The sequence below is a fragment of the Bradyrhizobium sp. BRP23 genome, from assembly GCF_020194135.1.
Lineage (GTDB): Bacteria > Pseudomonadota > Alphaproteobacteria > Rhizobiales > Xanthobacteraceae > Bradyrhizobium > Bradyrhizobium yuanmingense.
In genome coordinates this window covers 78,273-100,995 of the sequence record NZ_JADYVW010000007.1, presented here as the reverse complement: position 1 = coordinate 100,995, position 22,723 = coordinate 78,273, and the positions used below count along the sequence as shown (strand labels likewise).

Here is a 22,723-nt window from a genome sequence, read left to right as displayed (position 1 = left end):
GCGGGGACGACATTTCGCTGCCCCACATGGGCATCGAGCGCACATCGCAAAATCAGGACGCGGAACAATTGGCACGCAGGTCTCTAATTCTCGTTGCGGGTTCATGGGTCGATGTACGTGGTCGGGCGGGGTAACCCATCTGCTAATAGGAACGTGCAAGTCATTATCATAAGCATCGGTTTCTTCGACGGATCGTAGCCGCCGATATTACGTGCGATTCCACCCACAGATCGCGGCTAGTCGCAGCTACGCGCAGACTGCGCGGGGTAGCCACGTGTAAACGCTGAGTGCTTTGGTCAGGTTGTGGTCAGCTAGGAATTCTATCCTCGCAGGCAGAGCCGCGCGTGGGCGAGCTCGATTGCGTGCAACTTTTCTCATAGGAGAGCGGTCTGATGTATGGCAGAATCGTTGGCTCATCCAGCCAGTTCACAACCGGTAATGACGATTCGTCAGAAGCGGGAGATAGTCCCCGATTTGCGGAAACAGTTGCAGGGATGGAGCCAAGTGGGTCGTCATCCGAACCAGCGGCGTCATACTCTCTCGTTTCCGAACCGCCCATTAGAGAGATCCCCGACCGCGAAACCTTCAGGAGAGGAGTCGAGAGGTTCTTGCGCAGCGATATCATGCAGATCGCCGAGAACCCACAGGAATACTCAGATTTCGTCTCCCAGAAGGCTGAGCGCGCAGCAACCGTTGCTGGAAGTTACGCCTACACCTACGACGATCCAAATAAGCCAGCACGATTTTACAGCTACCGGTTGGGCGACGAAATTGTCGGGCTATTAAGAGCAGGAGGCCCGGTTCGGATCAAAGGAGACCAATTTCAACAACAGTTTGGGCGGAACGATATCACGTCCGTGGTAGATCTTAGGGTAACTCATCCGCTTGTCGAGAACGCTGGCGACATCTTGCTACAACATCTACTGCGAGAGGACGGCGACCATCCGCTGATCATGTCGAGGCCGGCCTTACCAGGCATGGAACCCCGCCTTGCGGACATGGGTTTTGTTCACGTGGGCCGTAACCACTGGGTGCTTGATCCTCACCAAAATCCCGAAGTGTGGACGAAGAACGAGAATGACAAGTGGCAGCGTGTAGACAAGCCTACGAAGTATCTTTCCAAAGCTGGGGGCAGTGATGTCGGTCCTCAGAGAAGCTACGACTCGGATTCCTCGGACGACGGCGCTTCAATTTACCTGGAGCGCGCTCTTAGGCGAATGCCCCTCGAGTAAATTGGCTGCATAGCAGCACCGGGCCTGAAATGATGGGCTTTCGACCGTTCTATAGCGGACGCAATGGTCTTACTTCAAGGGGCGACGCTCGCAGCGTCGCCCCGGCGGCCGAAACGACCGTCTAGCCCCTCTCCGAGGCTCTTACGATGCTCGCGGGGGATAGGCGATCCGAGGGGCCCTAACGGGGTTGCCACGGCCGTGGCCATCAACGAGCAGCAACGACCAGCCACCGCATGTAGCTATCCGGCAAATCGTGCAGAATGCTTGAAGCCGAAAGCTGTAGCTGGGCGGGCTTCATGGAAGGGCAGCACGGCCCAATCGTCGAACGAACTGGCCTAATTGTGCGTTGGTAATGGGGTGAGCTGCAATAAGCTTGCGCATTGGATTACCACAGACACGATCCGCTCAGGCACTTGCACACTTCTTGCACGTTGATTGCACAACGCAATGAAAAGCGCCTTGCAATAAGCGAGTATGAATGCAGCCAAATCCCATCTATGCAATTTGCGGCTTTAACGACATTCCGAGCCGCCAAGCCATGGGATTCCATCTTATGGTCGTTGAAGATGACGGCAATCACCGGCCGTGGTCCATCATTGTGGTGCGCTGGGGCAAAAAAGTGCTTGGCTATGTCAATAAATGCCCGCACAACAGCGTCAAATTGGATTGGGAGCAGAACCAATTCCTGGATCCTTGCGGCATCCGGCTGATGTGCGGCAAGCACGGTTCGACCTTCGAACTCGGCACCGGGCGGTGCGTCGAAGGTCCATGTCAGGGTAGAGCGCTCACGCCGATCGCGTTGGCAGTTCTGGATGGTGATATCTGTGTCCTCGGCGTGCGTCTTGTCGAAGACGATGCATCGCCAAACAACTGAAGACCGCCTCAGACCGGGCGGTTCTCGTTGCGGTTTTTCACCGGCTCCATCCTCTTTAGCCCGCCGTCGTAAGAGATCTCCTCATAGGACAGATCGAGATCCTTTGCGGCATCGAGGAGGTAATCAAGCTTGCCGCCCGGATCGAGCTTCTTGATGTCGTCCTTGTTGAGCCCGACCAGCTCCATCATCTCCTTCCAAACGGTCGATTCATCGCAGGGCAAGACGTGAAAGTTGATATCACCGAACTTGATTCGATATTTCGCCAGCAAATCGATGTTGTTGCAAAACATGAAGTAGCTGCCGGTTGGGCTTAAGGCGCCGTCAAGGACGGTCGCGACGTCAGCAAGATACGCGAAGGAGTGTAGGTAGCCGGCCAGCACCGGAATAGTGCGTTCTCCGTCCTGCGCGATCGTCAGAACCTGCTCGATCGAATAGTCCGGCGGTCGCTTCTCGTCGGCGACCTGAGTCTGGAACTTCAGTGCGACGTCGCCACGAAAGCCGAACCGGCCCGGCTTGGTAGTCGCGCCTTTGAGTACGGCGTTGAGCAGGCGGCCCTCCTTCTCAAATCTGCCGAGTGCGGTGTTCTCGATTGCAGTCATTAAATTCGTCCTCGATCTAAGCTCTTCACCGACGCCTTGGCCGGTGCCAGATGCGATGCAAATTGCTTGCCGTTGCATGCGTAGCTGCCCGCGCGTAGCTTAGAAAGAAAACGCGTCAGGGGGCCGCGCCTAGTCGTGTCAGGAACCCAACACCGGTTCCAAAGTCAACAGGCGCGGTCCGAAAAAGTGCGCATCATCAAGCGCCTGCGCGCTGGCACGTGACTTGCCCTTAACAGCTAGATCCAAGCTGATGAGGGAAAGCCGTGATCAACCTGACGGACAGCGCAGTGAATGCAATCAAGAGCGCGATTTCATCGTCGGCGCACCCGACCGGCGGTCTGCGCGTCATGATCGAAGCAGGCGGCTGCAATGGATTTAAATACAAGATGGGCCTGGCCGAGGAACCGAAGCCTGACGACACCGTGATCGAATGCGACGGGTTGAAGGTGTTCGTCGATAACAAGAGCCGTGAGCATCTGGTCGGCACGACCATCGATTTCGTGATGGCACTGGAGAGTTCTGGCTTTACCTTTCACAACCCGAACGCCACCGCGAACTGCTCCTGCGGAAAATCGTTCAGCTGATGAAAAAAATCGTTCAGCTGATGAAGAGGACATATCGAAGCATGCCGGCCGAACAACTGAGGCAATCGTCGTCCACTGCGACAGACCTAAAGCGTCGCATTCGCGGGGCTCTCGAAGAGATACGCCCCAATCTGCCACGCGATGATGGCGACTGTCAGCTGATAGGCATCGATGGCAGCAGCAGGATCATGGTCACGCTGACCGGTGCCTGCACGGTTTGTAGACTTCGCGGGTGACGCTGGAAGGCATTCAGGCGCGGCTGGTTGATCAATTCGGCGAATTGAATCTGGTCCCCGTTGCTGCTGCAGGCGAGGCAATGGATGAGCGAGGAATAGAATGCCGATCTACCTCGATAACAATGCAACGACCCGGACCGATCCATCCGTTGTACAAGCCATGTTGCCGTTCTTCACCGAGCAATTCGGCAATGCCTCGTCGACGCATGCCTTTGGCGACGAGGTCGCGGTCGCTGTGAGGCAGGCCCGGCATAGCTTGCGGGGCCTGTTAGGGAACGCATACGATCAAGAAATCGTTTTCACTTCGGGAGGGACCGAGGCGAATAATGCCGCGATCCTCTCTGCGCTTGCGACGCAGGAAGACCGAGACGAGATTGTCACCACCTCGGTAGAGCACTCCGCCGTTCTTGCGTTAACCAAGCAATTGGCGGCAAGAGGAGTCAAGACGCACATCGTACCCGTAGATTCCCGCGGCCGGCTCGATATCGAGGCGTTTCGCTGCGCGCTCGGGCCACGCACAGCGATCGCCTCGGTTATGTGGGCCAACAACGAGACCGGAACGATATTCCCTGTGGAGTTTCTGGCCGGGTTGACCCGTGAGGCGGGCGCGCTGTTTCACACCGATGCAGTCCAGTCCATCGGTAAGGTGCGCGTAAACCTAAAGGACAGTGCGATCGACATGCTGTCGCTATCCGCGCACAAACTGCACGGCCCCAAGGGAATCGGCGCGCTATATTTGCGCAAAGGGACAAAATTCCGGCCGCTGATCTGCGGCGGATCACAGGAACGAGGACGCCGCGGCGGGACTGAGAATATTCCCGGCATCGTCGGCCTGGGAAAGGCTGCCGAGCTCGCGGCGGAGCGGCTCGAACCGGAGCGCGTTCGCATTGGCGCGTTGCGCGACCGCCTAGAGCAGGGAATTTTGCACAATGGCGAGTGCGTTGCGCTCGGCGATATCAGCAATCGGTTAGCGAACACGGCCACTATTGCCTTCGATCATCTCGAAGGCGAAGCCATCGCCCACCATCTCAATCGGGCCGGTATTGCCGTGTCGCTCGGATCAGCCTGCAACTCCGGCTCAATGCAGCCTTCGCATGTTCTGCGTGCCATGCAGGTGCCGGCGTGGCGGATGCGCGGCGCGGTGCGCTTTTCTCTGTCACGTGAAACCTCGTTCGCGGAGGTCGATGAGGTCGTGTGCGCAGTGTCCGACATCGTGGCTCGCCTGCGCGCCACCTCCTGCGTCACAGCCAAGGAGTTGACCACGTGAAAATCATGATCCGCCGGTCTCCGGACGCGGGCCTGTCGATATACGTGCCAAAAAAGGATCTCGAAGAGCCAATCGTGGAATCCGAGCACGAGACGCTATGGGGCGGCTGGATCAAAGTAGCTAATGGCTGGGTGCTCGATTTGCCCGAGATGGCGAGCGACACACGGCTACCGATCACAATCAACGCTAAAAAACGGGGCGAGAACGGGGACGATCCCTGAAGGCGCCCCCGAAGATCGACTTTGTCGATGCGGCCGATGCAAAAGCCACGCTCGTGGACGAGGGCCGCGAGCATTGTTCCCCATCTCGGTCCTGGCCTCGCCGAATTGTGCAGATCCGATATGTCGACCACGCCAGAGGCGTTGCCCGGCTTCTTCGAGCGAGGTTCCGCTGCCGCGGCCGGCTAGGGGCAATGCGTTGGCGTCGGCGCGACAAGTCGAGATCAGCAAAGATCGGTCCGCCGTGACGGCATTGATGGCGCGGGCTTTCGCTCGGCCAGTTCAGCCGACGCGGTCGCGCCATCATCTTGCGTCCCTGTCGCTGCGAGTCATAGTCGACATCTGGTATGATGCCGCCAGGCGCCCGGCGCTGGATAAGCGCGATGGATGGGTCGAAGTGCAGGGTATCACCCGCGTCGGCATTGGCGAAAATCGCTGGTATCGCCTTTACGATTCGCTTGCCGAGAGGTCGGCAGTGCGGTGGCCGTCAGCTGGGCGACGGGGGTGCTGTACAAGTCGCATGGCAGCGTGCAGCCGGCCAACACCTTCCTTATCTCCGACGCGGACTACGTCAGGCGTTGACCGAAATCGACATTCAGACGCCAGTTCCGGACATCCATCAAGGAAAGGCGAACAGACCTTTCTCTTGATCGGCTGTCGCTTCAACGAACAGCTGTTGCGTAGCTATGCGGCGGTAGATCATCAAGCGCTCGGCCAGCACCCACTATGCCATCGTTGATGGGGACGCGCTCTCTCGCAACGAGCTCCGCTTTCTACTCGAGCAACGCCTGACACCGCTTGCGATTGGGTTCCCTTGCACGGTTGAGATACTGCTCACCCATTAGTGGCCTTATGAAGCCCGGATCCCCCAGCTCCTATCGTGGGAGCCGCAACGCGAGAAAACCCGTTCAGATGGAGCCGGTTCCGGCGAGCTTAGCGCGAGCATGCGCAAGCCGTGGAGCTCTGCGTGAGAATGACGACGTATCTGTCGCATCGTCAACAAGCGCATCATTGCTCTTCTTTCGTGCGCCAGCGACGATGGTTTCCGCTAACTCCTTGGCGTATGGCTGCAATTTCATCGTCTGCGCCATGGCATGCAAGTTGCTATCCAGCTTCTTTGATCGTCCTGGGGGGCGATGATGCCAGCAGGGAAAAATGAAAATGAACGCGGAAAGTATGTCAAAGCTGCAGTGGATAGCGGCAAGATGATGCAGCCCGCCCCCGAGCATAAGCGCTGCCGCGCTTCGGCCAAGACCGGACAGGCGAGCTGCGGCTCGCACGCAGGCCAAGGCGATCTGCCGACCGAAATCTGGGAAAAGGTCAAGAACCATCCCTGCTACAGCGAAGAAGCGCATCATCATTACGCCCGTATGCATGTCGCGGTCGCGCCTGCCTGCAACCTCCAGTGCAATTACTGCAACCGAAAATACGACTGCGCCAATGAATCGCGTCCGGGTGTGGTGAGCGAGAAGCTCACGCCTGAGCAGGCGGTCAGAAAAGTGCTCGCGGTCGCGACCAGCATTCCGCAGATGACGGTGCTTGGCATCGCTGGACCGGGCGATGCTCTGGCCAATCCAGCAAAGACGTTCAAGACGTTCGAGCTGGTCGCCAAGGCCGCTCCCGAAATCAAACTGTGTCTGTCAACGAACGGACTCGCACTGCCGGACTATGTTGATACCATCGTCAAGTCCAAGGTTGACCACGTCACCATCACCATCAACATGGTTGATCCCGAAATCGGAGCCAAGATTTATCCGTGGATCTTCTTCAACCACAAGCGATACACGGGTATTGACGCGGCAAGAATACTCACCGATCGCCAACTGCAAGGTCTCGAGATGCTTAGCGAACGAGGTATCCTGTGCAAGGTCAACTCGGTGATGATCCCAAACATCAACGACGACCACCTGATCGAGGTCAACAAGGCGGTGAAGTCGCGCGGTGCCTTCCTTCACAATATCATGCCGCTGATCTCCGCGCCCGAACACGGCACAGTATTTGGCCTCAACGGTCAGCGCGGACCGACGGCGCAAGAATTGAAGGCGCTGCAAGATGCTTGTGAAGGAGAGATAAAAATTATGCGCCATTGTCGCCAGTGCCGGGCCGATGCGGTCGGTCTGCTCGGGCAGGACCGCAGCGCAGAGTTCACCACCGATCAGGTCATGAAAATGGACGTCGAATATGACCTAGAGATGCGCAAGGCATATCAGGGCAGGGTAGAGCATGAGCGTGCCGCCAGAGTCGCGGTCGCCCAAAAGGAGCTTGCGAAATTTGCCGGGGAGATGAGCGCGATCACTCTTCTAGTGGCCGTCGCAACCAAGGGCTCGGGGGTGATCAACGAGCACTTTGGGCATGCAAAGGAATTCCAGGTCTACGAACTTTCTACATCCGGCGCCAAATTCGTCGGCCACCGCCGCGTGGACGTTTACTGCCAGGGCGGTTATGGCGAGGAGGACAGGCTTTCCGCCATCATGCGTGGCATCCATGACTGCCATGCGGTCTTCGTCTCCAAGATAGGCGGCTGCCCGAAAAGCAATCTGATCAAGGCAGGGATCGAGCCGGTCGATCAATATGCCCATGAGTTCATTGAGAAGTCGGCGATCGCCTGGTTCAGATCCTATCTGGATAAGGTGAAACGCGGGGAGATCCAGCACGCGCAGCGCGGCGACGCCGCGATCCCGCAAGGATCTCTTTTCTCCGCAGGCTAAGGGGGATATATGCCATTCAAGATCATCGCCTCGCAGTGTACGAGCTGTTCAGCCTGCGAACCCTTATGCCCGAACGTTGCTATCTCGGAGAAGGGGGGCAGCTTTGTCATTGAAGCGGCGAAATGCACTGAATGTGTTGGCTATTTCGACGAGCCGCAATGCGTCGCCGCCTGTCCGGTCGACAATACCTGTGTGGTTGACACGTCCTTTCCTCGCTACCAGGCGCCAGTCTAAAGTGTGAACCCCATGAACGGCACGCCAAGAGCGGGTGCTGAAAACGTCGCAAGCTTCGTGCTGCGCGTTGGCGGCGGCGCGGACGCCGACGTTCGGTCCTCCATCACGGACGACGACTGCGCTGGCTTGCCCTGCGATCGTGCTGTTGCTGGTCGGCAGCACGGCCCTGGCGGGCATTTCATTCTGCGCGGCGGTCCAAGGCGTTTCGCGATTCCGAGAGCGGCCTTCCTACCCAGCGCTGCTGTCGTCGATGAGACTGACCACGCCGCGCGAGTATGAAGTGATGCAGGATCTCGCCTGCCGTGGGCGAGGCAGCTTCCTACATCTCTAGAGGGAGCGATGCATGAGGAGCGGTACATGAACAGCATTGTTCGCGACAGCGACGTCGTCGAGCTCAGCGACCCGCCCGTCTTCAGCTTTGGCCAAAAGCTGCGAGCCAATCGCACCATCCGCAATGATGGCACCTATCGCGGCAAGGAGATTGGCGACGTCTTAGTCAAGAAGGGGGAGGTCGGTTATGTCGTCTCGATCGGCACGTTCCTGCAGCAATTCTACATCTACGGCGTTGAGTTTTTGGAAAGCGGCTACCGCGTTGGCATGAAGCGCAAGGAGCTAGAGCCGGTGGACACGTGCGAGGAGATCGATGATCTGCCATTCCCGGAGGAGTCATGACTCAGCCCGGCGTTCCGAAATATCAGCGGGGCCAGCGGGTCAAAACCGCAGTCGACCTCATCAACGACCACTCATATCCCGACATGGAGCCCGAGGGAGTCTTGCTCGCGGCCGGAGCGACCGGCGAGATCATCAACGTCGCGATCCATACCGAAGCGAACGTGCCGATCTATATTGTCGATTTTGGTGAGCAGATGCTCATCGGCTGTCTTGAAGAAGAAATCACAGTGCTTTGAATGGAGGCTTCGCGATGAATGCCGCGCTGATGAGAACGGTAAAGGCCGGGCTGGTGCCTCACCCCAACGAACTCGATCGCAAACGGATCGAGCGCGGCTTGAGCTCGCGCAAGCGTTATCTCTACGTCTCGCCGAACGTGACGCCGGTGAGGGGCGGCTACCTCGTCGAGAGCCCCTGTTGCTCGCGCAACATCGACAAGGATGGCGCTCTCATCGATGTCGCACTGATTCATTATGATGCCGTGAGCGGGATCTGGAAGCTGTTTCGCAAGAACCACGCGCGAGGAACCTGGGAATTTTACAGCCTTTACCATCGGTTGACTTCTGCAATCGACGAATTGAATGCGGATCCGGAGCGTCTGTTCTGGCAATGACGCCGCGCCTTTGACGAGTCATAGAGGAGCCACGATGGCGCTCACCGCGGAGGAATTGATCGAAATCGAGCGGCTGCTTGCAGCCGATCGCGCCGAGATGGGTCCGTTTGTCGAGCTGCGGCACCGCTTTCCACAGCTTGCTTGGGTGCGCTGTGATGCGTCGGATGTGGCGGATCAGCCGTTCCGGCAGTTTCCGCGTTTCGACCTTCATCTGATCGATGGATCAGATCACTGCGTGCAGATTACGGCCGATCCGACGCGGGCGACCGGCATCGTATTGGCCAAAAGGAATGTGCGGCGGTGAGCACTGAACTAGCAGAGTATCGGCTTGATGGTGCGCACACTGTGGAGGAGAATACATCATTCATTCCACTGTTCGATTCCGATATCACCTTCTCTGAGCTCTCTGCCGTGGAGACGCTGCTGTGTTCGCCGCAAATTTCCAACGGGCGGATCACTGAGGCGTTTGAGCACGCTTTCGCCGCCTATCTTGGTCGCAAATATGTTGATGCGGTCTCGAGTGGTACCATCGGGCTCCTGCTTGCGCTGAAGGCGCTCGGCATCGGCCCGGGGCAGGAGGTTTTCGCCTCGCCCTACTCCTTTCGCGAAACCGCGCATGCCACCAGTCTCGCGGGCGCACGAGTGGTATTTGCAGATGTCGATTATTGGTCGGGAGCATTAGTCCCAGCGAAGGCCAAAGAGCGCATCACGGCCAACACGCGGGCGATTGTCGCCGGCAATCCTAACGGTCATCCCGCGCCGTGGTCGGAACTGCGTGCGGTCGCGCAGCGCCATCAGCTGCTGCTTTTGGAGGATTACACCGAGGCGATTGGATCGAGCTACAAGGACGGATTGAGCATACGTCGCTTGTGGCAGCGTTGCCTGGTGCGGATCGTGATCCACACAAATGCGGGAGCACGCCGTGCGGTTGGAGGCACGCACTCGTGTTAAGTCCGCGCGAGAAATGCTCCAAGCGGGTGAAGAATACCTGCTCGATAGTACAAAAGGCGCGGCGTCTAAGGCGCGGCTTGAGCCCCCACGCGCCAAGGTGCCCGAGTCGAGATCGTCGGTGTACGGTCGGGATCCTTAGAGTTGCCAAAACAGGGGATCGGTATGAGCTCGCAAGAAGTCATCATCCACGTCCGCTTCGGTCCGGACGGGAGGGTGATCCAGATCAGTGAGCGTCCGGCGAAGCTCACGCCGATCCAATGGTTTGATGTCCTGAACGCCCGTGCCAGCTCGGCTTATCGGCCGCTCGCTCGTGGCCGCGGGATTTTTCGGCTGAGCCGGACTGCGATCGAAGCCTTCAAGCAGGAAACTGCGAGGCCGGGATGAGCGAACCGATAATCGGCGACCTGATGAGCGATAAGACGGAGGTTTTTGCCGTCTGCCCGGCCGATGCCCTCGAGCGGAGTGGGGCCATGGGCTTCAGCCTGTCGCGGATCGATGATAGGGGCGAGAGCCGCCCGTTTCCAATTATTGTGGTGCGCACCTTCGGCAACGACTATTTTGGTTACGTCAATCGTTGTCCGCATGAGAGCGTCTGGCTTAACATCGGCACCGGTGCGTTTTTCTCGTCAGACCGTTCCTTTCTCAGATGCGGCCGGCACGGCGCAAGATTCGAGATCGACACTGGGATGTGCATCGACGGCCCCTGCGATGGACAATCGCTTGAGCCGGTACCGCTCGCCGTGATCGAAGGTGACGTCTGCCTGTGCGGCGTCAGGCTGCTGGAGGACGATCGGTCTGCCGACCCGTTCGCGGACAGCGACGAAACCATGGATATCACGATCCATCCGGACTAACGGGCCTATCGCTTTGTTATGCTCAAGCTGCTTGAGGCGCCTTGCCGTCGGATGAAGCCGTCGTACTCGTGAGCGTTGGCAGATGCGTGTCACGGCTGTTGATTTGTGAGACAAAACGGGCACCTTGCGCGGATTGCAGCCCTGCCACTCCGCGACCTCCGTCGCACCAAGAAGCTGCCCTTGCACTAGCTCGCCAAATCGAGCGGGCAGGCAGGACATGCTTCCTACTGCAGGCGATATGTTGGAGAGGGAAATGCCCCCGGCGGCTGGAAGTTCGCCGAGGGCATCGTCTGGGCTGGGAGAATGTGGGGCCCAGACTGACAGGACCGTTTGGGGAGGAGGAATGACGATCCTGTGTCAAAACTCTTTGGCCGGCGGACGCAGCTGGCGTTATTGCCTGCGCTGCAACTGCCATGCCACTCCGTTCGTGCGAGGCCCTTAGCGGATGTCAGCTAGGACCCGTTAGGAGCAAATGCATGTGAGCAGGTGCTCGTTGTTCGTCGCAAATTTGCCGCTGCAAGCGCGTCTTGACGTGTATCGTGGGAAGCCTGCGGGCCGCTGCGTTGCCGGTTTAACGTTCCTGCCAATCGGGATTGCGGCCGGCTTGGTCTGCAGCCTCAAAGGTGGCTCAGCAATCATCGCTGTCTCGTTGGGCTCTTGCGACAGGCGCTATCTGTTGAGCAAACGATAGATCGGCAGCGACGGAACACAGCAGCAGGCCGAGGCGGGAGGTCAAATGCTATGCGAGTTTTGTCGTGTCCGAAACAGAAGCGAACGACGTTGTCGCAACCTGCGCAATAATTGTGAGTCGCGCCGCGAAAAGGAAGGGATCGTTGGACAAACGAACGTTACGCATCTGGTGTGCAACTTGCTTTGGAGAAGTTGAATGATGAGCAAGTGATGCGGGAGTAAAAAGGTCGCGATGATGGCAGAAGAGGTTGGAATTGATCAAAGAGGCTGATCCGGACGCGAAGGTGTCTATCGCTGATCTTCAGCGATGACAACCACTATGGCACCCGCTCATTTCGCCAGCATTGGCAAGCGCGAGTGGGAATCAGTAGCATCAAAGTCTTCGATGCAGCGTTTAATCGTAAGAGATTGTGGGAGCGACGTGCTCGCACCTTGTCATCTTTTCAGATGAAGCCCATTGATCACAGGACAGGCGCATGAACTCAGAAGCCGAATTCGAACTTCCTCAACTTTATAGGCATCATGTCTTTGCCTGCAACATGCAGCGTCCGCCAACTCATCCGCACGGCAGCTGTGGCGCCTTTGGCGCGCAAGCCCTGTGGGATCGAATGAGCAAGGCGGTCGAAGCGCAAGGCCTCAACGATATTGGCTTCACGATGGCAGGCTGCCTTGGCTTTTGTAACGCTGGTCCCTTGATGGTAGTCTATCCCGATGGAGTGTGGTATCGCGCGACCACGCCTGAGGACGTTGACGAAATCGTAAACTCCCACCTCAAGCAGGGCAAACGTGTCGACCGCCTTGTGATGGTGCTAAAGCGAAGCTAGAGGCTTCGCCCAGCGGCCACGTGCCCGGGCTAGCAAGCATGGACGGCTTGTCAGTCCATGAGCTGGCCGCCCGGAGCTAGGATCGTCTGAGGTTGAGCGGAGGCCTCACGCTCTGGGTCTGCGAACAGCAGGTCATTGACCTCGGCGCGGGTGTTGCCTTTTTTCTCCGGGCCGATCGGCAAATGGCGCCTTTTGCAACGCGAACAAGAATATGAACACATGCTGGGTCGATCTGTTTGTGTACCGTCACTCCATGCCGCGCGATCCGTAGCTTACAGCGAGAGCAATGCTGCGAATGGCTCCCCGCTTCTCGTGAGATGACGCGTCCTTGACGCGTCATCTCGCTCCCTGCTTGCACAGCGGTGAGGTTAGGGGACGCGCTCGATGAGCTCGTACGTCCGGAATGATCAAACGGATTCCCCATTCTGCTCCTGTTCTAGCGTCAGAACCTGTAAGTGACGCCGCCGCTGACGAGCCATGGATCGATATTGGCGCGCCCGGTGACGGCAATCGCATTGTTTACGGTCGCGGAGTACTCCGGCCGCAGCCACAGCTTCTTCACGTCAAAGTTGAGGCCCCAGTGACGATCAAGCATGTAATCGAAGCCGAATTGGACCGCCGCGCCGAATTGGTTGCTGATGTGCAAATCCGTCACCGCAAGACCGGCGGGCGACGTATTGGCTGCCGATTGGTTGAAGAATGCGGTGTAGTTGATGCCCGCACCGATATAGGGTTTGAGCGCGCCGAATTCGGTGAAGTGATATTGCAGGGTCAGTGTTGGCGGCAACAGCCAGGCTTTGCCGATATCGAGGCCAGTGAGCGCGCCATTGCCGCTGATGTGATGGCTGGTCACGCCGAGAATGAGTTCGGCGGCAACGTTTTTTGTGAAGAAATAGGTGATGTCGAGCTCGGGTACGGCTTGATCGCTGATCGAAAGGCCAGAACTTGGTGAGGACAGCGAGGGGGCCCCGGCGATGCTGACCGAGCTGCCTGCGGTATCCGGCAAAACGCCAAGCACGCGCAGGCGGATCATCCATGGATTGAAGGGTTCGATCGGAGGCGCTTTATAGTAGACCGGCGTCCGACCCAGATCCGCAGCCTGTACCGAGATGCTGGCCAACGAGGTCGCGAGCGCGAGGAGCGATGCCCTCGTCAGAACTGTCCTTGTTCTCATCGAATTCTCCATTCCAAAATCGGCGCGAAGAGCCGCGCGAGATCTCTGTGACACTGGGGAATGGCGGAGGATTTGATACCGATCAAATGGGAGCGGCCATAGCGCAATTATGCCGCTAAGTTGCATAAGGATCACGGCCGCGAAGCGTTGTGATCTGTTCTGATCGTTATTCAATTGAATAGAGCAGAATGTCTTCAAGAAACCGCTTCTCGCCTTGGTGCTGTGATCCAATCCGTGCCGCGGAGGTCATGCGCGATAAAGGCGGCAACTGCGGCGGCCTCTCACACACTACACAGGCGAGAAGCGCGGCATTCGAGCGCAATAGAGGCGATGCCCCTTACGGAGCAGTCACTCGTGCGAGCGTCTCAGGGAAGGTCCCGTCGCTTACTACCGGTGAAGGAAGCCGGAAGTGGGAAACGGCATCTCTGCCTCGCTTGATAGCGGTGGGTACCCTCCGCCCGTTTCTCACGTCTGCGGACAACGCGTACGGTTTGCTTCGTGCAAGCATCCGCCGAGATCATCTTGCGTGTTGCCGCCAAGCAGGGACAGCACGGGCTCATGATCGAGTCCGGCACATCGTGCCCCGTCTACGTCGATCAGCGGTCGTCGTATCAGGAGCGGATCGACTATCATCAATGCGAGCGCGCTTGCCGGGTCGATAGTATCGGATTGACTTCGCCTGACTTGATACGGGGGGCAGCTCGGTTGAACCAGGCTTTGACCGGCACATTGCCGAAGAAGCCGCGCAATTTCTCCGCATCCCATGAATCTTTCAAGATGTCTCGGGCGATCACGTCGGACTTCAGCTTGAATCTGACGCGCGTTAGTGGCGCAGCCGGGCTTCTGATAAAAGATGATTGTCGCCACGACATACCTATGTAGGCGCGCTGAGCTGAACGATTGGCATGGCGCGGCTGCTTTCGGGAGCCCATTCGAATTTCTTGCCGATCATCTCCAATGTCAGCGCATCAAGCGCCGTACCGTATTTGCAACACTCGCGGCTGGTCCGCCAGGTTTCGAGCCCGACCGGCATATTCACTGTCCTAGGATCGCCCGGCTTGCGAGAAGAGGACAAAGTGCCGTTCCACACCAGAAGGCATCGGAACAGGTCTCGCCAAATCGGCTTTTCGCGTAGATTGTTGTGGTCGTTGTTAGTTTTCTGACAGTCGCGCAGATCCTGTCAGATCCAAAATAGCCAAGGCCTCACTCACCGGCTGGTGTTTTTTAGAAACGTAATCAGAAGCTTAAGGAGCGCGGTCAAGCGTTGGCACGGCGGTTGCTAATAAGCGACAGCAACACTGAGTGAGGGCTGAGTGCACGCCGACGCGTAACACGAGCGATGCGCTCCTTCCCTCGAACCCGTGTGCCCCCGTTTCTGAGAGAGAAACAAGCTCGCGCGCAAGAAGCGCGCAACTTTTGGCAAATCGGTTGATGGAGAGCAACATGTCTTCACTGAGACAAATCGCGTTCTACGGGAAGGGCGGCATCGGCAAGTCGACCACTTCGCAGAACACGCTGGCGGCGCTGGCCGAGATGGGTCAGAAAATTCTGATTGTAGGGTGCGATCCGAAAGCGGACTCGACCCGCTTGATTCTGCACGCCAAGGCGCAAGACACGATTTTGAGCCTTGCAGCGAGCGCCGGCAGCGTTGAGGACCTCGAGCTCGAGGACGTAATGAAGGTCGGCTACAAGGACATTCGCTGCGTGGAGTCCGGTGGTCCTGAGCCGGGTGTCGGCTGCGCCGGCCGCGGCGTCATCACCTCGATCAATTTCCTGGAGGAGAACGGAGCCTACGAGAACATTGACTATGTCTCATACGACGTGCTCGGCGACGTCGTTTGCGGTGGTTTTGCGATGCCAATCCGCGAGAACAAGGCGCAGGAAATCTATATCGTGATGTCCGGTGAGATGATGGCGATGTATGCTGCGAACAACATTTCCAAAGGCATCCTGAAATACGCGAACTCTGGCGGCGTGCGGCTGGGCGGTCTGATCTGCAACGAGCGGCAGACCGACAAGGAGCTGGAACTGGCGGAAGCGTTGGCCAAGAAGCTAGGCACTCAGCTGATCTACTTCGTGCCACGCGACAACGTGGTGCAGCATGCCGAGTTACGCCGCATGACGGTGCTTGAATATGCACCCGATTCCAAGCAGGCCGATCACTATCGCAATCTTGCGACCAAGGTTCATAACAATGGCGGCAAAGGCATCATCCCGACCCCAATCTCCATGGACGAGCTCGAGGACATGCTGATGGAGCATGGCATCATGAAGCCCGTGGATGAATCCATCATCGGCAAGACCGCCGCCGAACTCGCGGCCTCGTAAAGGTCGCGAGTCGCGGCCTTGTAAAGGCGCGCGACGGATGCCGGTCTCCCTCACCGCCCATCCCGGGAGGCCGGCATTCTGACGATCGACCCTGATCAAAACCAGGATGCGGCACGCAAACCTGACCATTGTGGAAACCCGCAAAATTATGTTCGAAGCGCACTTCCTTCCGTCGCCGGCTGCTTGTGCCGTTGATATCAACAGCCAGATGCACAGGGGAATTGCAACCTATCGCATGCTCACCGGTGTGCCTCCTACAGATGCCGATATTACCATTGACAGCGATCTCGATCGCCATGTCCTGGCGTCTATCCTGGCGGCTGCCACAATGGATGGTGGCTCTCTTCCCGAGAAGGCTGGCCTGTCCGGCCTTGAACTGGTGGCCTTGCTGGAGCAGTACTTTCCCTCGCTTGAGATCAAGCTCGCGGAGCAGCTCTCGGATTTCGAGTGCGAAGAGGACGACGAGATCGCAATGTTGCGCGATCTCTTGCTCGAGCAACGCTCGACGGAAGGGGATATCGGCCGCTGGCTGGCTGCGATGATCGCGCGCCGTGCCATTGAGCCAGACCACCTGTGGGAAGCGCTCGGCTTGCGCAATCGTGGCGAGCTCTCTCGGCTGCTGAGCCGCCATTTCGCGCCGCTCGCCGCGCGCAATGTCAACAATATGCGCTGGAAGCGTTTCTTCTACCGCATGCTTTGCGAGAATGAAGGGCTCGTGATGTGCACAACACCTGTGTGCAAGCAATGTGACGACTTCAACCTGTGCTTCGGCGAAGAAAGCGGTGAGAGCCGGATGGCCGAGCGCCGGCGCGATCTTCTGTTCCGGGCGGCTCGGCCGGTCGTTGCCGGAGACTGTCCATCTGAACTGCCAGGAGCGTCCGCTATCGCCCCGTCATCCGAGAAAGCCTCGCCGGATTTGGTAAGTCGCGCGGGAGGTTGAGGGCGCGGCCGACGCCGCTTCGATGTGAGCGAGTGACCATGTGTCCAAGGCGGCGGCGGGCCCAAGTGGACCGCGACAATTCTCACATCCTGGCGAGCCGCAATTGCTAACGTTCGAACTCGGCGTAGCAACAGGCAAGGCGTCCGCTTCATGACCTGTCGCATTTGCGACAATTCATTTGCTCAAGAAGGTCGAGGACGGAAGGGGTCATTCGTCAATGGGTTGGACGGGATGGCAGGCTGGCATGCTGGTTGCTGAAGCGTAGGTAGGTCAAACAATGAGGAGCTCTCGCGTGATTGCCGCCAGCACCGCCGCCAAATCGTCCTGGTCCGACCAGGTGCGCGCCAAGCCTACCGTGCTCAACGACACGACATTGCGCGACGGCGAGCAGGCACCTGGCGTTGCGTTCACCACAGAGGAAAAGCTGGCGATCGCGCAGGCGCTGGCGCGGGCCGGAGTCACGGAGATCGAAGCGGGAACGCCGGCGATGGGCAACGAGGAGATCGCCGCCATCCGCGCCATTGTCGAAGCAGATCTTCCGCTGACCACCATAGGCTGGTGCCGGATGCGGGAATCTGACGTCGACGCGGCGATCGAAGCAAAGGTGTCCATGATCAATATCTCGATCCCGACCTCCGATGTTCAGATCGCGGCCAAGCTAGGTGGTCATCGCGACCTGGCGCTAGAACGGGTGAAGCGAGTGGTAGGCTATGCCTGTGAGCGCGGACTTGAGGTCGCCGTCGGTGGTGAGGACTCCTCCCGCGCCGACATTGATTTTCTCATCAGGCTGATGGCGACTGCAGAAGCCGCGGGCGCGCGTCGTTTTCGTATTGCAGATACGCTCAGTGTGCTCGATCCCGACGCGACCTACGCGCTGGTCGGAAATTTGCGTGCGACAACCGATCTCGAACTCGAATTTCACGGTCACGATGATTTAGGACTCGCAACCGCGAACACGCTCTCCGCCATCAGGGCTGGCGCGAGCCACGCCTCAGTGACCGTCATCGGGCTGGGCGAGCGGGCCGGAAATGCACCGCTCGAGGAAATCGCGGTCGCACTCAAGCAGCTCTACGGGCGCGAGACCGGCATCATACTCCGGGAGCTCGAGAACGTCGCCACGGTGGTAGCAGCCGCGGCCGCACGTGCGATTCCTATGAACAAGGCGATCGTCGGACAGCATGTATTTACGCACGAATCCGGCATTCATGTCGCTGGCCTTTTGAAGGATCGACGCACCTATCAATCGCTTGATCCCGTTTTGCTTGGCCGCTGCAACCGCTTTGTGTTCGGCAAGCATTCCGGACTTGCGGCGATCACCGCGTTACTCGATGAACTGCAGCTCGTCGCCAGCGACGATCAAGCCAGGCAGATCCTGTCGCAAGTCCGCAAGTATGCGATCGAGCACAAGCTGCCAGTCGAGCGCGAAACCGTGGCGGCGATCTGGCGCGACGTGTGCGGATGCTTGGCAACCCAGCCCGCGTGAAAAGCCGTGCCCAGCAACGTTTGCGTCGACCCTTCGCAAACCGACGCGCCGCAAGGACAGTGTCCCATGTCGCTGATGGCGCAAGCGGCGCCCAGCTTTCGCACGTCAGATCCCTGGCGCGATCTCACCTCCAAATCTTAGTTCCCGTTCCGCCATACATGCTGTGATCTCCTACACAATGACGAGCCGTCCCCGGACTGCCAATCGGCATCTTCTCGCGCGGCTGATTTCCGGTCCGACGACCGTCCTGACGAGCGTCAACCTAGATCGTGGTTTGGCCATTGATCCCGGATCTTCATCGGGACTGGCTTCGTCACCGGCGGACCCGCCGATCTGGGCAGCGAAGTTGAGAGCACCGCTTTCCGGGTTGTGGCGTGCGCATCAGCTGTGCGAGGCAGGACGGCAGCAGTCAACAGGCGCAACCCCATCTCATTGACCGTCCAGAGCTAATCTGAAGGAGAAGTTTCGATGATCAACTCATCCCCGGCAGCCGGTATCCTGGTTCGGCTCAGCAAGGCCTCGTCGGCAGAGGATTTTTTTTCGCTGCTAGGCGTCGATTACGACCCTAAGATCGTGAATGTCGCGCGCCTTCACATCTTAAAGCGCATGGGACAGTATCTTGCCAAAGAGCAATTTGCTGGTGCCGCCGAGCCGGAAATCAGAGCTCGGTGCAAGGCGATGCTGGAGCAGGCCTATGCCGATTTCGTGGCATCGTCACCGATCGACCAGCGAGTGTTCAAGGTTTTGAAGGATGCCGTCGCAGACCCTAAGAAGGCCGCTGCCTTTGTCCCGTTGAGCGAGCTGAAGTGATCTCGCGGTCCACTGCAAGCAAGGTTTGCCGGCGGGGCGCCATGGCAACCCGATGTGCAGCCTTCGTCCTTATCCGGGTCAACTCTCTGCAACCACGACCCGAGCGGCGCCTGTCGTATTCCCGACCCATGTCTGGACTGGTCGTGTCCACGGTATCAGCGGCTATTTCAAGTGTCTCCCAAACCATTACTTTCGACTGACTTTCAAGGGTTTTTGCAACTGGTACGACACTTGCTGTTGTCCTGCCGGTATGATCATCGCTGCCGACAGATGCTAGTCGTCCGAGATGAGATTGAAGGAGACCCATGATGCTGCTTTTACTGCCTGCCGAGCGCTGCGGCATCATCTCGTGGCCTACGATCGCGCAGGTCCGTTCGAAATGGTCTTTGACGCGATCGAAGTTCCGTATCGACGGTCAGATGGTGGTCAATGGATAAGTCGCCCGTTCGCGCTACACCTGGAGAGGGTATGCACAGCGTCATCCCCATCAAATCGGCCCCCGATTCCGCTCAGATTTGTATCCATCTCATGGCGGACAGCACGTTAGGAAGAGGGCCAAGGTCGGCGCATGCGGGTTGTCGGCGCTGGAGGCTCGGGATGGATTGCGTGACAGGTGCGTTGCGGGGATCGCCCTCGCCGTCACAGTCAATGTGGAGCCGCTGGGCCGAAAGTGAGGCGCAGGTATTGCGCAGCGAACGGACACGCCAACTCAGGCATGGAAGCGACCGGTCAGAATCACCGCGGCCGCATTCGTCGAACCCGGCGCGCAAGGGTCCAGTGTGGAAGACCTCTCCAAATCCGGCCGGACCGGTACGTCTATCGCGACGACGGGTCTTGTTGTGCGGCCGGTCGGACCAGGCTGACGGGGCAGAGCAACCGGCCACCTGCTGACCAAAAGTGATCTTCAGTCAACGAAGCTAAAAAGCGACCTGTGGCGCGGGCGCGCCTATCTTTGAGGGGAATTTTGAGTATGAGCAATGTCACCAGAACGGCCATGCCGGCGGCGGCCGGCCGCGCAGCAGCAAAAAAGGAACTGCCGGAGCACTTTAAGGCGTACAAACACGTTTGGGTCTTTGTTGAGCTGGAGCGCGGCCAGGTGCATCCGGTTTCCTGGGAACTCATGGGGGCGGGGCGCAGGCTTGCCGACAGGCTAAAAGTGAATCTTGCCGCTGTCGTTATCGGTCCGGAGGGGCAGCACACACGTAACGCCGCGCTTGATGCCTTTTGCTATGGCGCCGACCTGGCCTATCTCGTGAGCGACAATGTTTTGTCGGATTACCGCAACGAATCCTATACAAAAGCGCTAACCGAACTCGTCAACACATACAAGCCCGAGATCCTGCTATTGGGGGCGACGACGCTCGGTCGCGATCTCGCAGGTTCCGTGGCGACGACCCTGTCGACCGGGCTCACTGCCGACTGCACCGCGCTGGACGTCGACGCCGATGGTTCGCTTGCGGCAACGCGTCCGACCTTTGGCGGCTCGCTGCTCTGCACAATCTATACTTTGAATTATCGTCCGCAGATGGCAACCGTCCGCCCGCGGGTCATGCCGATGCCTGAGCGCGTCGTACGCGATGCCGCTCGTATCATCGTCCATCCGCTCGGTCTTATCGAAGACGATATTGTCACAAAAATATTGTCGTTCCTACCCGACCGCGATGCAGAAACGTCCAATTTGGCCTATGCCGATGTCGTGGTTGCGGGCGGTCTGGGACTGGGATCGCCTGAGAACTTTCGGTTGGTGCGCGAGCTCGCAACGCTGCTTGGCGCTGAATATGGCTGCTCGCGTCCTCTGGTGCAAAAAGGCTGGGTCACGTCTGACCGGCAAATCGGCCAGACGGGCAAGACCATCCGGCCAAAGCTCTATATTGCCGCCGGCATTTCCGGCGCGATCCAGCACCGGGTTGGTGTGGAGGGCGCGGATCTGATCGTCGCCGTCAATACTGACAAGAACGCTCCGATCTTCGACTTCGCCCATCTCGCGATCGTCAGTGACGCCATGCAATTGCTACCCTCGCTCACGGCCGCATTTCGCGCCCGGCTTTTGCCGAATTCGCGCGCCCGGATCGCGACGGCCTAGAGGAGATGATGATGATTGAAGAGAGATTCGATGCGATCGTGGTCGGAGCCGGTATGGCCGGCAATGCGGCGGCATTGACCATGGCCAAACGCGGCATGAAGGTGCTGCAGCTCGAGCGGGGCGAATATCCCGGATCGAAGAATGTGCAGGGCGCCATCCTCTATGCCGACATGATGGAAAAGCTGGTCCCCGAGTTTCGAGAGGAGGCGCCGCTCGAACGTCATCTGATCGAGCAGCGGTTCTGGATGATGGACGATCGCTCCCATGTCGGCATGCATTACCGCTCAGACGACTTCAACGAGGAACGGCCGAACCGGTATACGATTATACGGGCCCAGTTTGACAAATGGTTCTCTTCCAAGGTGCGGGAGGCTGGCGCGACCGTGCTGTGCGAGACGACCGTCACCGAGCTTGTACGGGACGAGCGTGAAAGAATCGTCGGTGTTCGTACAGATCGCCGAGACGGCGAAATACATGCCGATGTCGTCGTGCTGGCCGAGGGGGTCAATGGCCTGCTCGGGACGCGCGCGGGCCTGCGCGCGCGGCCGAGACCCGATAACGTTGCGCTCGCGGTGAAGGAGATGCACTTCTTGCCTCGCGAGACTATCGAGGCGCGCTTCAATCTCAAGGGCGATGAAGGCGTCGTGATCGAGGCGGCCGGTACCATTTCCCACGGCATGACAGGGATGGGTTTCATCTATGCCAACAAAGAGTGCATTTCGCTCGGCATCGGTTGTCTCGTTGCCGACTTCCAGCGCACGGGCCGGACGCCCTACGGCCTGCTCGATCAATTCAAGAGGCATCCTTCTGTGGCGCCCCTGATAGCAGGGTCCGAAGTCAAGGAATATTCGGCGCATCTCATTCCTGAAGGCGGGTACAAGTCGATCCCGCAGCTTTATGGCGAAGGCTGGGTCGTCGTGGGCGATGCGGCCCAACTCAACAATGCCATTCATCGAGAGGGCTCCAATCTCGCGATGACTTCCGGCCGTATCGCCGCCGAAGCGATAGGTCTGGTGAAATCGCGCGGCGAGCCGATGAGTGCAACAAATCTGGCGATCTACAAGAAGATGCTGGACGACTCCTTCGTCATCAAAGATCTAAAGAAGTACAAGGATTTGCCGCCCCTGATGCATACGCACTCACAAAACTTCTTTCTCACCTATCCGCAGCTCATCTCCAAGGCGATGCAAAACTTTGTGCGCGTCGATGGTACGCCCAAGGCTGAGAAGGAGAAGGCGACCCTGAAATCCTTTGCCAAGGCGAGGTCATGGACAGGTCTGTTCGGCGATGCTTATCGTTTTGCACGGGCCTGGCGCTGACCGGGACAGCGTGAAGGCTAACAATGGAAGGTC

At 58.5% G+C, this 22,723-nt stretch carries 24 protein-coding genes and 1 pseudogene; 22 read left to right on the top strand and 3 right to left on the bottom strand.

Annotation, left to right across the window (positions count from 1 at the left end; genetic code table 11):
* Positions 1-392 precede the first annotated feature (392 nt).
* Positions 393-1,232 carry a host specificity protein gene (locus tag I6F24_RS20385; protein ID WP_225129576.1) on the top strand — a complete coding sequence of 280 codons (840 nt, stop codon included), beginning with the start codon at positions 393-395 and terminating at the stop codon, positions 1,230-1,232.
* A 478-nt stretch (positions 1,233-1,710) separates the two neighbouring features.
* Complete coding sequence (locus I6F24_RS20380) at positions 1,711-2,106, top strand: Rieske 2Fe-2S domain-containing protein (RefSeq protein ID WP_225129574.1); 396 nt, start codon at positions 1,711-1,713, stop codon at positions 2,104-2,106.
* Between the two features lie 8 nt (positions 2,107-2,114).
* Here the strand turns inward: I6F24_RS20380 and I6F24_RS20375 are convergent, their stop codons facing one another.
* Positions 2,115-2,705 (bottom strand): hypothetical protein, encoded by a 591-nt coding sequence (locus I6F24_RS20375; protein WP_225129648.1) that lies wholly within the window; start codon positions 2,703-2,705, stop codon positions 2,115-2,117.
* A 263-nt stretch (positions 2,706-2,968) separates the two neighbouring features.
* Here I6F24_RS20375 and I6F24_RS20370 point away from each other — a divergent pair, with 263 nt between their 5' ends.
* The 14 genes and pseudogenes from I6F24_RS20370 to I6F24_RS20305 all read left to right on the top strand — a co-directional run bounded on the left by I6F24_RS20370 (position 2,969) and on the right by I6F24_RS20305 (position 12,553).
* Complete coding sequence (locus tag I6F24_RS20370; RefSeq protein ID WP_225129572.1) at positions 2,969-3,289, top strand: iron-sulfur cluster assembly accessory protein; 321 nt, start codon at positions 2,969-2,971, stop codon at positions 3,287-3,289.
* The gene (locus tag I6F24_RS20365) at positions 3,289-3,525 is read left to right on the top strand and encodes a NifU family protein (protein WP_306469170.1); all 237 of its coding nucleotides are present in this window, start codon (positions 3,289-3,291) and stop codon (positions 3,523-3,525) included. Before I6F24_RS20370 ends, I6F24_RS20365 begins: the two co-directional genes overlap by 1 nt.
* Before the next feature lie 100 nt (positions 3,526-3,625).
* A complete protein-coding gene (gene nifS, locus I6F24_RS20360) occupies positions 3,626-4,792 on the top strand; it encodes a cysteine desulfurase NifS (protein WP_225129568.1) in 1,167 nt (388 codons plus the stop codon).
* Positions 4,789-5,013: a putative nitrogen fixation protein NifT gene (nifT, locus tag I6F24_RS20355; protein WP_027571421.1), complete on the top strand. Its 225-nt coding sequence runs from the start codon at positions 4,789-4,791 to the stop codon at positions 5,011-5,013. The genes nifS and nifT overlap by 4 nt, the downstream gene beginning before the upstream one ends.
* A 1,205-nt stretch (positions 5,014-6,218) precedes the next feature.
* Entirely contained in the window at positions 6,219-7,718 is a 1,500-nt protein-coding gene (gene nifB / locus I6F24_RS20350; RefSeq protein ID WP_225129646.1) for a nitrogenase cofactor biosynthesis protein NifB, read from the top strand.
* Positions 7,719-7,727: 9 nt separating this feature from the next.
* Positions 7,728-7,952 carry a 4Fe-4S binding protein gene (locus I6F24_RS20345; RefSeq protein WP_225129566.1) on the top strand — a complete coding sequence of 75 codons (225 nt, stop codon included), beginning with the start codon at positions 7,728-7,730 and terminating at the stop codon, positions 7,950-7,952.
* 357 nt (positions 7,953-8,309) lie between these two features.
* The gene (locus tag I6F24_RS20340; protein WP_225129565.1) at positions 8,310-8,624 is read left to right on the top strand and encodes a nitrogen fixation protein NifZ; all 315 of its coding nucleotides are present in this window, start codon (positions 8,310-8,312) and stop codon (positions 8,622-8,624) included.
* Positions 8,621-8,860 carry a nitrogen fixation protein NifZ gene (locus I6F24_RS20335; RefSeq protein WP_225129563.1) on the top strand — a complete coding sequence of 80 codons (240 nt, stop codon included), beginning with the start codon at positions 8,621-8,623 and terminating at the stop codon, positions 8,858-8,860. Before I6F24_RS20340 ends, I6F24_RS20335 begins: the two co-directional genes overlap by 4 nt.
* A gap of 14 nt (positions 8,861-8,874) precedes the next feature.
* Complete coding sequence (locus I6F24_RS20330; RefSeq protein ID WP_225129561.1) at positions 8,875-9,234, top strand: DUF3024 domain-containing protein; 360 nt, start codon at positions 8,875-8,877, stop codon at positions 9,232-9,234.
* Between the two features lie 34 nt (positions 9,235-9,268).
* Positions 9,269-9,538: a DUF6129 family protein gene (locus tag I6F24_RS20325; RefSeq protein WP_225129559.1), complete on the top strand. Its 270-nt coding sequence runs from the start codon at positions 9,269-9,271 to the stop codon at positions 9,536-9,538.
* A 41-nt stretch (positions 9,539-9,579) separates the two neighbouring features.
* Positions 9,580-10,080 (top strand): annotated as a pseudogene (locus I6F24_RS20320) (aminotransferase class I/II-fold pyridoxal phosphate-dependent enzyme); the annotation flags it as partial.
* A gap of 267 nt (positions 10,081-10,347) precedes the next feature.
* Entirely contained in the window at positions 10,348-10,569 is a 222-nt protein-coding gene (locus tag I6F24_RS20315; RefSeq protein ID WP_225129557.1) for a hypothetical protein, read from the top strand.
* Entirely contained in the window at positions 10,566-11,039 is a 474-nt protein-coding gene (locus I6F24_RS20310) for a Rieske 2Fe-2S domain-containing protein (RefSeq protein ID WP_225129556.1), read from the top strand. The genes I6F24_RS20315 and I6F24_RS20310 overlap by 4 nt, the downstream gene beginning before the upstream one ends.
* Before the next feature lie 1,166 nt (positions 11,040-12,205).
* A complete protein-coding gene (locus I6F24_RS20305; protein WP_225129554.1) occupies positions 12,206-12,553 on the top strand; it encodes a (2Fe-2S) ferredoxin domain-containing protein in 348 nt (115 codons plus the stop codon).
* Between the two features lie 442 nt (positions 12,554-12,995).
* On the opposite strand, the gene I6F24_RS20300 is transcribed toward I6F24_RS20305, so the two are convergent.
* The gene (locus I6F24_RS20300) at positions 12,996-13,727 is read right to left on the bottom strand and encodes an OmpW family outer membrane protein (protein ID WP_225144493.1); all 732 of its coding nucleotides are present in this window, start codon (positions 13,725-13,727) and stop codon (positions 12,996-12,998) included.
* 874 nt (positions 13,728-14,601) lie between these two features.
* Positions 14,602-14,760, bottom strand: coding sequence for a hypothetical protein (locus I6F24_RS20290; RefSeq protein ID WP_225129550.1), 159 nt, complete (start codon positions 14,758-14,760; stop codon positions 14,602-14,604).
* Positions 14,761-15,170: 410 nt separating this feature from the next.
* Here I6F24_RS20290 and nifH point away from each other — a divergent pair, with 410 nt between their 5' ends.
* The 6 genes from nifH (at position 15,171) to I6F24_RS20260 (ending at position 22,690) form a co-directional block, all read left to right on the top strand.
* On the top strand, positions 15,171-16,055 hold the full coding sequence (nifH, locus tag I6F24_RS20285) for a nitrogenase iron protein (protein WP_027571409.1): 885 nt from the start codon (positions 15,171-15,173) through the stop codon (positions 16,053-16,055).
* Positions 16,056-16,203: 148 nt separating this feature from the next.
* Entirely contained in the window at positions 16,204-16,995 is a 792-nt protein-coding gene (locus I6F24_RS20280; RefSeq protein ID WP_225129644.1) for a nitrogen fixation protein NifQ, read from the top strand.
* A 295-nt stretch (positions 16,996-17,290) separates the two neighbouring features.
* The gene (gene nifV, locus I6F24_RS20275) at positions 17,291-18,478 is read left to right on the top strand and encodes a homocitrate synthase (protein WP_225129642.1); all 1,188 of its coding nucleotides are present in this window, start codon (positions 17,291-17,293) and stop codon (positions 18,476-18,478) included.
* A gap of 468 nt (positions 18,479-18,946) precedes the next feature.
* Positions 18,947-19,288 (top strand): nitrogenase stabilizing/protective protein NifW, encoded by a 342-nt coding sequence (gene nifW / locus I6F24_RS20270; RefSeq protein ID WP_225129548.1) that lies wholly within the window; start codon positions 18,947-18,949, stop codon positions 19,286-19,288.
* A gap of 970 nt (positions 19,289-20,258) precedes the next feature.
* Positions 20,259-21,371, top strand: a complete 1,113-nt coding sequence (locus tag I6F24_RS20265) for an electron transfer flavoprotein subunit alpha/FixB family protein (RefSeq protein ID WP_225129546.1) — start codon at positions 20,259-20,261, stop codon at positions 21,369-21,371.
* 11 nt (positions 21,372-21,382) lie between these two features.
* A complete protein-coding gene (locus tag I6F24_RS20260) occupies positions 21,383-22,690 on the top strand; it encodes an FAD-dependent oxidoreductase (protein WP_225129544.1) in 1,308 nt (435 codons plus the stop codon).
* The last annotated feature ends 33 nt before the right edge of the window (positions 22,691-22,723 follow it).